11 protein-coding genes are annotated in these 14,536 nt (G+C 36.2%); 9 read left to right on the forward strand and 2 right to left on the reverse strand.

The genetic code is table 11. The features are described from left to right. Positions 1 to 28: 28 nt before the first annotated feature. The 8 genes from aroK to AOY20_RS05300 all read left to right on the forward strand — a co-directional run bounded on the left by aroK (position 29) and on the right by AOY20_RS05300 (position 11,378). Positions 29 to 571 (forward strand): shikimate kinase AroK, encoded by a 543-nt coding sequence (aroK, locus tag AOY20_RS05265; RefSeq protein WP_054580892.1) that lies wholly within the window; start codon positions 29 to 31, stop codon positions 569 to 571. A 19-nt stretch (positions 572 to 590) separates the two neighbouring features. Further along, positions 591 to 1,673 (forward strand): 3-dehydroquinate synthase, encoded by a 1,083-nt coding sequence (gene aroB, locus AOY20_RS05270; protein ID WP_054580893.1) that lies wholly within the window; start codon positions 591 to 593, stop codon positions 1,671 to 1,673. A 7-nt stretch (positions 1,674 to 1,680) separates the two neighbouring features. Continuing rightward, the gene (locus AOY20_RS05275) at positions 1,681 to 2,463 is read left to right on the forward strand and encodes a hypothetical protein (protein ID WP_054580894.1); all 783 of its coding nucleotides are present in this window, start codon (positions 1,681 to 1,683) and stop codon (positions 2,461 to 2,463) included. A 463-nt stretch (positions 2,464 to 2,926) separates the two neighbouring features. Next, positions 2,927 to 7,402 carry a glutamate synthase large subunit gene (gene gltB, locus AOY20_RS05280; RefSeq protein WP_171250406.1) on the forward strand — a complete coding sequence of 1,492 codons (4,476 nt, stop codon included), beginning with the start codon at positions 2,927 to 2,929 and terminating at the stop codon, positions 7,400 to 7,402. 90 nt (positions 7,403 to 7,492) lie between these two features. Continuing rightward, positions 7,493 to 8,914 carry an FAD-dependent oxidoreductase gene (locus AOY20_RS05285; RefSeq protein WP_054580896.1) on the forward strand — a complete coding sequence of 474 codons (1,422 nt, stop codon included), beginning with the start codon at positions 7,493 to 7,495 and terminating at the stop codon, positions 8,912 to 8,914. A 237-nt stretch (positions 8,915 to 9,151) separates the two neighbouring features. After that, complete coding sequence (locus AOY20_RS05290) at positions 9,152 to 9,742, forward strand: LemA family protein (protein WP_054580897.1); 591 nt, start codon at positions 9,152 to 9,154, stop codon at positions 9,740 to 9,742. A 23-nt stretch (positions 9,743 to 9,765) separates the two neighbouring features. After that, on the forward strand, positions 9,766 to 10,821 hold the full coding sequence (locus AOY20_RS05295) for a TPM domain-containing protein (protein ID WP_227510366.1): 1,056 nt from the start codon (positions 9,766 to 9,768) through the stop codon (positions 10,819 to 10,821). Next, a complete protein-coding gene (locus tag AOY20_RS05300) occupies positions 10,815 to 11,378 on the forward strand; it encodes a TPM domain-containing protein (RefSeq protein WP_054580899.1) in 564 nt (187 codons plus the stop codon). The genes AOY20_RS05295 and AOY20_RS05300 overlap by 7 nt, the downstream gene beginning before the upstream one ends. Before the next feature lie 70 nt (positions 11,379 to 11,448). Here the strand turns inward: AOY20_RS05300 and AOY20_RS05305 are convergent, their stop codons facing one another. Next, on the reverse strand, positions 11,449 to 11,883 hold the full coding sequence (locus AOY20_RS05305; RefSeq protein ID WP_054580900.1) for a pilin: 435 nt from the start codon (positions 11,881 to 11,883) through the stop codon (positions 11,449 to 11,451). 339 nt (positions 11,884 to 12,222) lie between these two features. Here AOY20_RS05305 and AOY20_RS05310 point away from each other — a divergent pair, with 339 nt between their 5' ends. Continuing rightward, entirely contained in the window at positions 12,223 to 13,863 is a 1,641-nt protein-coding gene (locus tag AOY20_RS05310) for a PglL family O-oligosaccharyltransferase (RefSeq protein ID WP_054580901.1), read from the forward strand. A gap of 60 nt (positions 13,864 to 13,923) precedes the next feature. On the opposite strand, the gene bfr is transcribed toward AOY20_RS05310, so the two are convergent. Then, complete coding sequence (gene bfr / locus AOY20_RS05315; RefSeq protein WP_054580902.1) at positions 13,924 to 14,388, reverse strand: heteropolymeric bacterioferritin subunit Bfr; 465 nt, start codon at positions 14,386 to 14,388, stop codon at positions 13,924 to 13,926. Between the last annotated feature and the right edge of the window lie 148 nt (positions 14,389 to 14,536).

The raw sequence follows: 14,536 nt of genomic DNA on the forward strand, positions 1-14,536 counted from the left end.
AATTTAAACAGAAATAATAGGTGACTCCTTGCTAAGCAAAGAGTTTAAGTCTCTACCAAATATTTATTTGGTAGGGCCGATGGGGGCAGGAAAAACAACAGTTGGTCGTCACTTAGCTGAATTGTTAGGACGCGAATTTCTAGATAGCGATCATGAAATTGAGCGTCGTACAGGTGCTTCTATTCCTTGGATCTTTGAAAAAGAGGGTGAGCCAGGGTTTAGATCACGTGAGACAATGGTCATCAATGAATTGACAAAACAGTCGAGTCTTGTTTTAGCAACAGGTGGTGGTGCTGTTACTCAAGCCCCTAATCGTGAATATCTAAATAAACGTGGTATTGTCATTTATCTTTATACGCCAGTTGAAATTCAATTGCAGCGTACATATCGTGATAAAAACCGACCATTACTTCAGGTTGAAAATCCTGAGCAAAAGCTTACAGATTTATTGGCAATTCGTGATCCTTTATATCGCGATGTTGCACATTATATTATTGAAACAAATCAAGGTGCTGCGCGTGATTTAGCGCAAAGAATTTTAAATTTGATTATTTCTAAAGAATTAACTTAAAAGTAAAGTGGTCGATTTCATGCAAACCTTACATGTTGAACTTGGTGATCGTCGTTATCCAATTTTTATTGGAAGTCATTTAGATCCACAAGCGTTACTTGAACCTTATATTAAAGGTAAACAAGTCATGATTGTAACGAACGAAACAGTTGCACCTTTATATTTAAAGCACTACGTTACTGCGCTAGAAGCTTTAGGTAAAAAAGTTTCGACATGTATTTTGCCTGATGGTGAAAAATATAAAAATATAGAACATCTTAATCTTATTTTTGATGCCTTACTTGAAGCAGGTTTTAATCGCGATTGTACTGTTTTAGCTTTAGGTGGTGGTGTGATTGGAGATATGGCAGGTTTTGCATCTGCATGTTTCCAAAGAGGTGTTTATTTTATTCAAGTGCCGACAACACTACTATCACAAGTTGATTCAAGCGTAGGTGGAAAAACAGGGATTAACCATCCTTTAGGTAAAAACATGATTGGTGCTTTCCAACAACCACAAGTGGTGTTGGCAGATATGGCACAATTAAAAACTTTGCCACCTAGAGAATTATCTGCTGGTCTTGCTGAAGTCATTAAGTATGCACTTTTAGGCGATGCAGAGTTTTTGACATGGCTTGAAGAGCATATGGACAAGCTTGTTCAAGGTGATGAAACTCTCTTAGCTGAAGCAGTTTATCGTTCATGTGCACATAAAGCTCGAATCGTTGCGAATGATGAAAAAGAGCAAGGTGAACGTGCTTTATTGAATCTAGGTCATACGTTTGGTCATGCTATTGAATCATATTTAGGTTATGGCGAATGGCTTCATGGTGAAGCAGTTGCAACAGGAATGGTGATGGCAGCTGATTTATCTTGTAAAATGGGATGGATTAGTCAAAATGACCTTGAAAGAACGCGTAAAATTATCGCGCGTGCAAAATTACCAATTGTCTGTCCACAAATTCCCTTAGATGATTTCTTGGGATATATGGCACATGATAAGAAGGTTCTTAATGGTCAGTTGCGCTTGATTTTGATGAAAAATATTGGTCAAGCTGTTATTACAAAAGAATTTGATATCGACTTGATGAAACAAGCGATATTGGAAAATCAACAATCTTAGGTGTCCTATGTCTGCTCTTCAAACAAAACAACAAAAAAATCAGTCCATTGTCTGGCTTGTTTGTGGAGTGCTATGCCTGTCTGGTGCAGGCATATTTTGGGCATTAACCGACGGAAAAATGGCGCAAGCTCCTGAAAAGGAGCCTGAACCAGAAGTTGAAATACAAATTCAGCCTGAAAAAGTTGCAGCAACAACACATTTAGGCGGATTGATTGATGAAGTAAAACCTTTAGAAGATACAACACGTATTAAAATTGCAGGCGTTCATGAAGCTGAATTTCGTGGAACAAAATTTATAAATGAGCATAAAAAAGATTACACCATTGAACTATTCAGAGCAGCAAAAGAAAGTGTAATTAAAAATTTTTTAAGAACTCAAGAATCTAGAAATCAATTTATTTATATCCGATTGAGTGGTGAAGGTGTTCAAGAGCAGTATATTTTATTGTACGGAAGCTTTAAAAATCGTGCTGCAGCCGAAGAGGCTCTAACGCATAATCAAATTGATTTACCAAAATCAATTAAGCCTGTTATTCGTTCATTTTCAGATTTTAGTCATGTGAATGATCTTGGATCTGAAGAGGTTGGCGTAAGTAATGTTTTATATGGGGTGAAGTTAACGCCAGCTGTAATACCTGCTACTACAACTACACCAACTGTAAATGATGCTAGTACAGCGACCACAACAACGACCGTGACGCGTAAAGATCAAAATGGTAATGTAATTGAAGTACAAAAAAGTCAAACTAATATACCATCTACTCAAAATAATGCACCAGTTACGCCTTAGTCTTTAAATTATGTCCAAATTAGGGGACTTTATGGGGCTAAAATGAAGCAGGCATGTTGAAAGAAAAAAATAACGCACAATTATGGTGCGTTATTTTTTAGCTGATTTTTCTCTTTTCTTGAATAAATCTTATAAAAGCATGATCTATTAGTATTGTATAAAAAATATTTAAAGTTGGCATTAATTTTGCTTAATTGGTGCATGAGTTGAGTAAATGTCACTGTTTTGGCGCAAAAATATTCAATGAGTGTGCGAAATTGATCTAAAAACTTGCTTAATTTAAGTGCGCAAGAGTCACAAAAAAGTTTTTCATCTCCTGATGATTAAGTTATAACTGAATCATCCAAGAAAAATTTTGTGAAACATTTATTTCATATAAGTCATAAAGACAAGATCGCAAAATAGAATTTAGATTTGTTTAATGCTCAATAGAGCAAAGTTGAAAGAAGGGTACGCTATGCACATGCCATCGCCTAATACTGTAGCTCCCGCTCAAGGTTTATACCAACCGGATGAGTTCAAAGATAACTGTGGTTTCGGTCTAATCGCTCATATGCAGGGCGATGCAAGTCATGATCTGGTCAAGACCGCAATTCATAGCTTAAGTTGCATGACCCACCGTGGTGGTATTGCCGCAGATGGTAAGACGGGAGACGGTTGTGGTCTTCTGTTAGCTATGCCAAAGACATTCTTCCGTGAAGAATCAAAAAAAATTAGTGATATTACATTAAGCGAAGTTTTTGCTGTTGGTACAGTTTTCTTAAATTTAGATCCAGCACTTGCTTTAAATGCAAAACAAATTTTAACGAAAGAAATTGAAGATGAAGGATGTCGTGTTATTGGTTGGCGTGTTGTTCCAACAAATAACGATGCCTTAGGTTCTATTGCAATGCAGTCATTACCTGCATTTGAGCAAATTTTTGTGAATTGCCCAATGGGTGTAACTGAGGTTGAATTTAACCGTAAGTTATTTATGGCACGTCGTCGTGCAGAACAACAATTAACGAATGATCCGTATTTCTATGTAACGACTTTATGTTCAACAGTTATTAGCTATAAAGGCTTAATGATGCCTGCTTATATTGCAGACTTCTATACAGATTTAGCTGATGAACGTTTAGCATCACATATTGTAGTTTTCCATCAACGTTTCTCTACAAATACTTTACCGCGTTGGCCATTGGCACAACCATTCCGTTATTTAGCACATAATGGTGAAATTAATACTATTACAGCAAACCGTAATTGGGCTGTTGCACGGACACCAAAATTTAAAAATGAGTTTTTACCAGGTTTAACTGAGTTAAACCCTATTGTAAACCGTACAGGTTCAGACTCTTCAAGTATGGATAATATGCTTGAGATTTTGGTTGGTGGTGGTATGGATTTGTTCCGTGCACTTCGTATGCTTGTTCCACCAGCTTGGCAGAACGTTGAAACTTTAGATGCAGATTTACGTGCATTTTATGAATTTAACTCAAAACATATGGAAGCTTGGGATGGTCCAGCAGGTCTCGTGATTCAAGATGGTCGTCATGCGATTTGTATGCTAGACCGTAATGGTTTACGTCCAGCACGTTGGGTGATTACGAAAAATGGTTATATCACTTTAGCTTCTGAAATTGGTGTGTGGGGGTATAAGCCTGAAGATGTTGTATCTAAAGGTCGTGTAGGTCCAGGGCAGATTTTGGTGATTGATACATTCACTGGGAAAATGCTTGATACCCAAGATGTGAGTAATCACCTTAAACGCATGCGTCCATACCGTCAGTGGTTACGTGAAAATTCAGTTCGTGTTCAAGGTAGTCCAGAATTAGAAGAATATTTATGTGATCAAGGCTTAAAAGGTGATGATCTAAAAGCCGCACAAAAAATGTTTATGGTGACGTTTGAAGAACGTGATCAACTTCTTCGTCCAATTGCTGAAAGTGGTCAAGAAGCTGTTGGTTCGATGGGTGATGATACGCCAATGGCGGTGTTATCACGTCAAGTACGTCATGTTAGTGATTACTTCCGTCAGCAATTTGCTCAGGTAACAAATCCACCGATTGATCCGCTACGTGAATCGATTGTGATGTCTCTTGAAACTTGTTTTGGTCGTGAACAGAATGTATTTGAACAAAGCCCAGAGCATGCGGATCGTTTGATTGTTTCAAGCCCAGTGCTTTCAAATTCTAAAATGCATCAAATTCGTACTTGTGGTCGTAAAGGGTATGAAATTGCAGATATTGATTTGAACTATCCTGAAACTGAAGGTTTAGAAGCTGCAATTACGCGTATTTGTGAAGAATCTGCACAAGCCATTCGTAATGGCAAAACATTATTGGTTTTATCTGATAAAAAAATTCGCCAAGGTTATTTACCTGTAAATGCGGCAATGATTACAGGCGCTGTTCATCATCATTTAATTAATCAAGGTTTGCGTACAGATGCAAACTTGATTATTGAAACAGGTTTAGCACGTGACGCACATCAATTCGCTGTCATTTTAGGTTTTGGTGCAACGGCTATTTATCCATACTTAGCTTATGACGTGATTAATGATTTAATTGCGAAAGGCGAATTATTGGGTGATCCAATTCATGCACAAGCTAATTTCCGCAAAGGGATTGATAAAGGTCTGTTGAAAGTTCTTTCAAAAATGGGAATTTCAACAGTTGCATCTTATCGTGGTGGTCAATTGTTTGAAGCAGTAGGATTATCTGATGAAGTTGTAGATAAATGCTTCACAGGTGTTCCAAGTCGTATCAAAGGTGCAACATTTACAGATCTTGAAAATGACCTGAAAAAATTGGCAGATTTAGCATGGAAATCTCGTAAGCCAGTTGATCAAGGCGGCATGCTTAAATTCGTATTTGGTAAGGAATACCATGCATTTAACCCAGATGTGATTAATGCATTACATAAAGCAGTTCGTTCAGGAAATTATGCTGACTTTAAAGAATATGCGGAAATAGTAAATAATCGTCCAATTGCGACAATTCGTGATTTATTTAAACTTAAAACAGAAAATTCAATTGCACTTGAGCAAGTGGAATCTGTGGAAGAAATCTTACCACGTTTTGACTCGGCAGGGATGTCTTTAGGTGCATTATCACCTGAAGCACATGAAGCAATTGCCATTGCAATGAATACGATAGGTGGTCGTTCAAATTCTGGTGAGGGCGGTGAAGATCCTGCTCGTTATGGCACAATTCGTAACTCGAAAATTAAGCAAATTGCATCGGGTCGTTTTGGTGTTACACCAGCGTATTTAACTTCTGCTGAAGTCTTACAAATTAAAGTAGCTCAAGGTGCTAAACCGGGTGAAGGTGGTCAGTTACCGGGTGGTAAAGTAAATGGTTTAATTGCACGTTTACGTTACTCTGTTCCGGGTGTGACTTTAATTTCACCACCACCGCATCATGATATTTATTCGATCGAAGATTTATCTCAATTAATTTTTGATTTAAAACAAGTAAACCCAAATGCAATGGTTTCAGTAAAGCTCGTTTCTGAACCAGGTGTAGGTACAATTGCCGCAGGTGTTGCAAAAGCATATGCAGACTTCATTACCATTTCTGGTTATGACGGTGGTACAGCAGCTTCACCATTATCTTCAATTCATCATGCTGGTTCGCCATGGGAATTGGGCTTAAGTGAGGCACATCAAGCATTACGTGTAAATGATTTACGCGGTAAAGTTCGTGTTCAAACGGATGGTGGTTTAAAAACTGGTTTAGATGTTGTAAAAGCTGCGATTCTTGGTGCTGAAAGTTTTGGCTTCGGTTCTACACCAATGATTGCACTAGGTTGTAAATATTTACGTATTTGCCACTTAAATAACTGTGCAACAGGTGTTGCAACTCAACAGGATCATTTACGTCAGGAACACTATATTGGTGAACCTGAAATGTTGATTAACTTCTTCCGCTTTATTGCCGAAGAAACACGTGAATGGTTGGCTGCACTTGGTGTTTCAAGCTTAAAAGATTTAATTGGTCGTACGGATTTACTTGAAACTTTACCGGGTGAAACAGATAAGCATGCACATTTAGATTTAAGTAAATTACTTGAATCACATCCTGCTGCTGAAGGAAAAGCGCAATATTGCCAAGTTCAAGGTAATGAACCATTTGATAAAGGCATCCTTGCAGAAAAAATGGTGGCTGAAATGTTACCTGCAATTGAAGCATCAACAGGTGGTGAATATCACTTCACGATTGGGAACTGTGATCGTTCAATTGGTGCACGTATTTCAGGTGAAATTGCAAAACGTTATGGTAACTTGAGTATGGAAGCTCATCCTGTAAAAGTGAATTTAACAGGAACAGCAGGTCAGTCACTTGGTGTATGGAATGCCGGTGGTCTGCATATTCGCCTTGAAGGTGATGCAAATGACTACGTAGGTAAAGGTATGGCAGGTGGGCGTATTTCCATTTTCCCACCACAAGGTTCGCCATTCCAAACACAAGAAACAGCCATTATTGGTAATACATGTCTATATGGTGCAACTGGCGGTAAACTATTTGCAGCGGGTACAGCAGGTGAACGTTTTGCTGTGCGTAACTCAGGTGCTTTTGCTGTTATTGAAGGTGCTGGTGATCACTGCTGTGAATATATGACAGGTGGTATTGTAACTGTACTAGGTAAAGTGGGGCATAACTTTGGTGCAGGTATGACTGGTGGTTTTGCTTATGTGCTAGATTTAGAAAATGACTTTGTGGATCATTATAACCATGAACTTATTGAATTAAATCGTATTTCAACTGAATCGATGGAAGAGCATAAAGAGTTCTTAGGTCGTATTTTAGATGAACACATTAAAGAAACAGGTAGTGCTTGGGCGTATAAGATCCGTAATGAGTTTGATTTTTACAGCCGTAAATTCTGGCTTGTAAAACCTAAAGCTGCCAATTTGCAGACTTTATTGAAAACAACTCAAGCAGATCCTCAATAATTCCACGACTCAAATTTAAGGCAGATGTGGATAACTTCTGATTTATACACAAGTGATAGAAGTTATTCACATCCACCGACGGAGAAAGACATGGCAGAGCGCCTAAACAATGACTTTCAATTTCTGGATGTAGCACGCCAAGATCCAGAGAAAAAAGATCTCACTGTCCGCAAAGCAGAGTTTGTGGAAATTTATAAACCATTTACGGCTGAAGTTGCTAAAAACCAAACACACCGTTGTCTAGGTTGTGGTAACCCATATTGTGAGTGGAAATGTCCAGTACATAACTACATTCCAAACTGGCTAAAATTGATTGCAGAAGGTCGTATTTTCCAAGCGGCTGAGTTATGTCATCAAACCAACACATTACCTGAGGTTTGTGGTCGTGTATGTCCACAAGATCGTTTATGTGAAGGTGCTTGTACGCTAAATGATGGTTTTGGCGCAGTAACAATTGGTAATGCAGAAAAATACATTAACGATACTGCATTTGCCTTAGGTTGGCGCCCAGATATGTCTCATGTGAAATGGACAGATAAGAAAGTAGCGATCATTGGGGCAGGGCCAGCAGGTCTAGGTTGTGCTGATATTTTAGTGCGTAATGGAGTTAAGCCTGTTGTATTTGATAAACGTCCTGAAATTGGTGGATTACTAACATTTGGTATTCCAGAATTTAAAATGGAAAAAGATGTGATGAAACGTCGCCGTGAAATTTTCACAGGCATGGGCGTAGAATTCCGCTTAAATACTGAAATTGGTACTGATATCACGATTGATCAACTACTTTCAGAATATGACGCTGTCTTTATGGGGATGGGTACATATACATATATGAAAGGTGGTTTTGCTGGGGAAGATCTTGACGGTGTATATGATGCCCTAGATTTTCTTATTGCCAATGTGAACCGCACTCAAGGCTGGGAAAAAGATCCTTCAGAATATATTAGTGTTGAAGGTAAAAAAGTTGTTGTTTTGGGTGGTGGCGATACAGCGATGGATTGTAACCGTACCTCAATTCGTCAAGCAGCAGAATCTGTTGTATGTGCTTACCGTCGTGATGAAGCGAATATGCCAGGTTCACGTCGTGAAGTAAAAAATGCACGTGAAGAAGGTGTAGAGTTCCAATTTAACCGTCAACCGATAGAAATTGTGGGTGAGAATGGCAAAGTAACAGGTGTAAAAGTTGTTACAACACAACTTGGAGAACCTGATAGCCGTGGTCGTCGTAGTCCTGAACCAATTCCAGGTTCAGAAGAAATTTTACCTGCAGATGCAGTATTACTTGCATTTGGCTTCCGCACAAGTCCAGCTGATTGGTTTGCAAATGTAAATATTGGTTTAGATGGTTCTGGTCGTGTAGTTGCACCAGAACAGCAAAAATTTAAATTCCAAACATCAAATCCGAAAATCTTTGCAGGGGGTGATATGGTTCGTGGTTCAGATCTTGTTGTGACAGCAATTCATGAAGGTCGCCAAGCCGCAGAAGGTATTTTAGATTATTTAGATGTTTAAATTTTTAATTTAAATTTATTTGATGAAACCCGCTTAGGCGGGTTTTTTTATAGCGTTAAAATAAGATATAAATTTAGAAAAATACAGTTTTTTTAACTGAAAAATATGATGATATTATGAGCTAACTATTTGAATCCTTTTTATTAAAAACTTAATGTATAACTAAAATAAACAAATTATTCGTAGAATATGTTTAGAATGAGTACATTAAATGAATAGAAAATGAGAGGCCTAAAAATGAAATCAATACAAAAAAGTATATTAATGCTGACATTGGCTGGAACATTAACTTTAAGTGGTTGTGGATACAATACATTACAAGTGAAAGATGAAGCGGTAAATGCAGCATGGTCTGAAGTGCAAAACCAATATCAACGACGTTTAGATTTAGTTCCTAATTTGGTTAATGTTGTTAAGGGCTATGCGACACATGAAGAAAAAGTTTTAACAGAAGTAACACAAGCACGTGCCAATGTTGCAGGTATAAAAGTGGATAAAGAAGTACTACAAGATCCTGAGTTATTCAAAAAATATCAAGAAGCACAAGCGCAAATGACAACTGCTTTATCACGTTTGATTGCAGTATCAGAAAACTATCCTGCATTAAAAGCCAATGAACAATTTAAAGATTTACAAGTTCAATTAGAAGGTACAGAAAACCGAATCGCAGTTGCACGTAATCGTTATATTACAACAGTTCAAGATTTCAATTCTTATGCGCGTCAGTTACCACAAGCAGTAACAGCTAAAGTCATTGGAATGGATATTAAACAGAATTTTAGCGCAGACCAAGCAGCACAATCTGCACCGACAGTATCATTTAATTAGTAGATATGGATGAGAGTGCATGTATGCTGGCAGTAAAGAGATTCATCATCCATATTTTTATGATTTTTCAGCTCATATTCTTATTGAGCACATCTTTAGTATGGGCTGAAAATACGACGACACTTGATCAATCAGCAGAGCAAGTTGTTGTTAAGCAAATATTAGATACCCAAAAAAATAAGGAAAGCTCATCTGCTCAAAGCCCTAATACAGAACTATCAAACAAAAATATTTCTGTACAAAATGATTTAGCAGAAGGACAGATTCGTGAATTACCAAGTTTAACTGCACCAGTTGTTGATCAGGCTCATATTTTATCAATTGAAGAAAAACAAGCGATAGAACAAAAGCTGTCGGTGATTTATAAGCAAGCTAAAGCTCAAATAGGAGTTGTTATTGTCCCAACAACAGGGCAAGAAGATATTTTTGATTATTCAATGCGTGTTGCAGAAGCGTGGAAACTTGGCTCTGCTAAAAATGACAATGGAATCTTAATTACAGTTGTAATTAATGATCGGCGAATTCAAATTGTGACGGGTTATGGTTTAGAGGGGATTCTACCTGATATCGTTCTAAACCGTATTATTCGACAGTATATATCGCCTGAATTTAAAGAAGGACAACTTGCACAAGGATTAATGTCTGGCATTGTACAAATTGAGAATATTTTAAACATGGATCCAGATGTTGCAGAACAATCAGCAACAGAATTAAAAGAAAGACAAGAACAAGCGCTATTAGAAAAAGAAGGTCGAGAACGAATTTTTGAAGGGACTTTAATTATTTTGTTGGTTGGTATAGTTGCATCCTATGCTATTGGAAATCGATTGAGTGCAACACTTGCTGGATGTGTTGGAATGATCATGGGATTAATAAATGGTATCGGAATATTAAGTAGTATTCTTCTTGGATTTGGAATTTTCTTTTTATTGATTACAGCAATTGCACATACACTTTTTAAAATTATTTTAAGTGCATTATCTAAAGGTGGTGGCTCTGGTGGAGGATCTTCTGGAGGTGGGGGATATCGTGGTGGCGGTGGTCGTTTTGGTGGAGGAGGTGCATCAGGCTCATGGTAAATCAATCAGATACAACAACAATAGTAACACAGCCTAAAGTGATAGAAGATCATAAACCAAGTTTTAAACGATGGTTAAAACATTTTTTCTATATGCCAGAAAGCAAAAGATTTTTTAATAAACAAGATCAATATGTTATTGCACAAGCAGTCACTGATGCAGAACATGGGCATGTTGGTGAGATACAAGTTGTTATAGAAGGGCATATTCCTGCGAATCAAGCGTATTTTCAAAATGTTCATGCACGCGCAAAACAGTTATTTGCAGAATTAGGTGTATGGGATACTGAATATAACAGCGGTATTTTGCTTTATATTAATCTTTGTGAAAAATCAGTTGAAATTGTAATTGACCGTGGAATAAAAGATGCAACATCTCAAGCAGATTGGAACCAAATTTGTGATGGAATAGTAATGCACTTAAGGCAACAAAAATATAGAGAAGGTGTAATTGATGGTATTGTGAAAATTGGTGAAATTTTACATCAATATTATTTAGATCATGAGCAAGATCAAAATCAGCAAAATGAAATTTCAAATAAACCCATTATTTTATAAAGTGATGAGTAAAATTAGAATATAAAAAAACGCATCTTGCGAGATGCGTTTTAACTTTTAAGTTGATGTATTAGTCTTTGACATAGCCTTTTGTTGTACAATCACCAGTATATGCCCACTCAAGACGATTACCACTACCAGCAGCAACAGGTGTTGGTGTAAGTGTACATGTTTCTGTTGCTGCAATACCTTTATAGGTATTTGGTGTTACTTTAATTGCTGCAGATGTTTCAATGAGTTCAACTGTATTTAATGCTTTTCCAGTTAAGCCTGTTGGAAGTGTTTCGCCAATTTCAGCTGCTGTATTACATTTGCTTAAATCTTGCTCTTGGACATAACAGGTTTCAATCGCCAATTTAATAGGTGACATTGCTGTAATTAATTCTGAATAGGCAGCTCGTTTAATATAATTTTGATACGCTGGAATTGCGATAGCTGCTAAAATACCAATAATTGCGATCACAATCATTAATTCAATTAATGTAAAACCTTTTTGAGTGTTCATTATAATTTCCCCATATATTTATGAATTAGTATAGGTTTTGTATACTGATCATATTTTTGCAAAAGTGATGCCAAGTTCTGTTTTGTTTTTAAGTTGTTGTTTTGTATTTGTTATTTTTATTTTGCTAACTTTTTTGTAGTACTGTTTTATGTAAATAAGTGACAAATAATGTCACTTCATTACATTATTTGTTAGTTGCTATTTTATTCATTGTTTTAAATATTTTTATTGATTTATCTTATTTAAAGGTTGAGGAATTGTTTGAATTCTTTTAGCGATCAGAGGATTTCCTAGGAAATTCAGTTAAAATACAGACGATCTAAATTTTTCTTAAATCTAATGAACTTCTTTTTAGTTTTACTCGCAAGTGTATTTATTTCACTTGCGTGGTTATTGCCAATACATTATCGACCATGGGTGACTTATACAGGGGAGTTATACGCTTTTTTTGCATTATTTGCTCTATCTGCAATTTTTATTAAGCAAAAAATTCAGCTCCCTAAAATAAGTTTAGCTTTGCTTTTGCTTGCAATTGTTCCTTTTTTTCAGTTTTTCGCGGGAAAAATATTCTTTTTTAGTAATGCAATAATGGTTTTTTCTTATATTTTTGCATTTTGGATGGCTATTGTTGTTGGATTCAATCTGAGTATTGGACAATTTGATCGAGAAAAAACATTTACATATTTGAGTTATGTATTTTTGCTTGCAGGAACATTAACCGGTTTAATTGGTTTTTTACAATGGTTGAATTTAGATGAGGTTCTTCCTGGGATTACTCGTTTAGTTAGTGCTCGTCCATATGCCAATTTTGCACAGCCGAATAATATGGCAACATTTTTGGTAATGTCTTTATTGGCGACATTATATTTATATGAAAAGAAAAAAGTACAGACGAAATGGTTAGTTGCAGTAAGTACTATGATGTTTGTTACATTGGCTTTAAGCCAATCTAGAACTTCATGGGTTGCTTGTCTCTGTGTTGTTATTTATTTGGCATATCAACAATATAAAGGTTATGTCCATATTAAATGGTATGTTGTCGCTTCATGGCTAGCAGTTTTTGTTGGGTTTATTTTCTTATTTCCAGCAATTAGTGGATACTTAGCTCAATTAGCAGATACACAGATTAAATCGGTAGACATTGCTAAACGTGCAACAGGGGATATGTCTCGCTTAGCCATTTGGCAACAAATGATTCATGCAGTGGAGTATAAACCTTGGTTTGGTTATGGTTTCTATCAATCTGGTGTTGCATACACCACGATCAGTGAGTTTTTCCAAGGCCCTGTATGGATTCGAAGTGCACATAATTTCATTTTAGATTTTATTCTTTGGAATGGAATTATTATTGGTGTGCCATTTCTCGCTTATTTTGGCTATTGGGCATATCAATTAAATAAACATGTGAATTCTATAGAATCAGTCATTGGCATTCTCATGATCGGTGTTTTTGTGGTGCATGCGCTTCTTGAATTCCCACAACATTATGCTTACTTTTTATTGCCTATTGGTTTTATTTTAGGTATTACTCAAGCACAGCAAATAAAACAAAAGATGATCGAGTTGCCTGCTATTGGTATGCGATTAATCTACGGTTGTAGTGTGGTTTTATTGATTATGATTTATCGCGATTATGATCTACTAGTCCCTAAATTGGCGGAATCAATGAGGTATGAGAAGCAACCAGATAAAATTCAAAATGAAGATAAAATTTACGTATTAAGTGAGTTTAATCATCGTATTGAATGGGTGCGTTTTAATCCTTATAGTCAAGTAACTGAGTCTCAATTGAAGAATTTTGAGCACATTGTTTTATTATATCCAACAGAATATAACTTTAGAAAGCTTGCGAAATTATTAGCATTTAATGGTAAAGAAGAGCAGGCTAAGCATCAATTGAAGATGTTAAAAATTTTGCGAAACAAAGATGTTACTTATGACAGTTTGTTAGAGCCACCAGTTAAAGCTCTGAAAGAGTAGATGGATTTGTATAAAAAAACCAGCGTATCGTGCTGGTTTTTTATTCTAAGATTTTATAATTTAGAGCTGGCTTTGAATATAATTCTCAGTACCAACCACTTCAACAAGATCTAGTTGAGTTGTTGTCCAATCTAAATATTCTTCCTCTTTTTCTAAAATATCTTGTATCAAATCACGAGTGACATAATCTAATTCTTGTTCAGCAAGAGAAACAGCTTTTTGTAATGCTTCTATATTTTCTTTGACTTTACGGACATCACAATTTAAAACCTCAACGGTATGTTGTCCAATATATAATTTACCTAAATGTTGGAGATTGGGTAAACCTTCTAAAAATAGAATGCGTTCAATAACTTTATCGGCATGTTTCATTTGACGAATAGATTCTTTGTATTCTACAGAACCTAATTTTTCAATGCCCCAATCATTAAACATACGAGAATGTAGGAAGTATTGGTTGATTGCAGTTAAATGATGATAAAGCACCTGATTTAACTGGTTGATTACGTCACGATTGCCTTTCATTAAACTACTCCATTTATTGTTTATTACCTTTAAATTAAAGGTACTATTTTAATTATATTAACGAACCATGCAGATAATGGCGAGTTATTTATAGAACAGCAAATGAAAATCACAATCAAACATAGTTGCAAGAAATTTTCATAAAAAA

This window comes from Acinetobacter equi (genome assembly GCF_001307195.1).
GTDB lineage: Bacteria > Pseudomonadota > Gammaproteobacteria > Pseudomonadales > Moraxellaceae > Acinetobacter > Acinetobacter equi.

What these genes read in the sequence shown, in the direction of transcription:
- AOY20_RS05305 (WP_054580900.1), bottom strand. Translation starts at nt 11,883, where the DNA reads ATGAACACTCAAAAAGGTTTTACATTAATTGAATTAATGATTGTGATC.
- AOY20_RS05295 (WP_227510366.1), top strand. Translation starts at nt 9,766, where the DNA reads ATGCTGGCAGTAAAGAGATTCATCATCCATATTTTTATGATTTTTCAG.
- AOY20_RS05300 (WP_054580899.1), top strand. Translation starts at nt 10,815, where the DNA reads ATGGTAAATCAATCAGATACAACAACAATAGTAACACAGCCTAAAGTG.
- gltB (WP_171250406.1), top strand. Translation starts at nt 2,927, where the DNA reads ATGCCATCGCCTAATACTGTAGCTCCCGCTCAAGGTTTATACCAACCG.
- AOY20_RS05285 (WP_054580896.1), top strand. Translation starts at nt 7,493, where the DNA reads ATGGCAGAGCGCCTAAACAATGACTTTCAATTTCTGGATGTAGCACGC.
- aroB (WP_054580893.1), top strand. Translation starts at nt 591, where the DNA reads ATGCAAACCTTACATGTTGAACTTGGTGATCGTCGTTATCCAATTTTT.
- AOY20_RS05310 (WP_054580901.1), top strand. Translation starts at nt 12,223, where the DNA reads ATGAACTTCTTTTTAGTTTTACTCGCAAGTGTATTTATTTCACTTGCG.
- bfr (WP_054580902.1), bottom strand. Translation starts at nt 14,388, where the DNA reads ATGAAAGGCAATCGTGACGTAATCAACCAGTTAAATCAGGTGCTTTAT.
- AOY20_RS05275 (WP_054580894.1), top strand. Translation starts at nt 1,681, where the DNA reads ATGTCTGCTCTTCAAACAAAACAACAAAAAAATCAGTCCATTGTCTGG.
- AOY20_RS05290 (WP_054580897.1), top strand. Translation starts at nt 9,152, where the DNA reads ATGAAATCAATACAAAAAAGTATATTAATGCTGACATTGGCTGGAACA.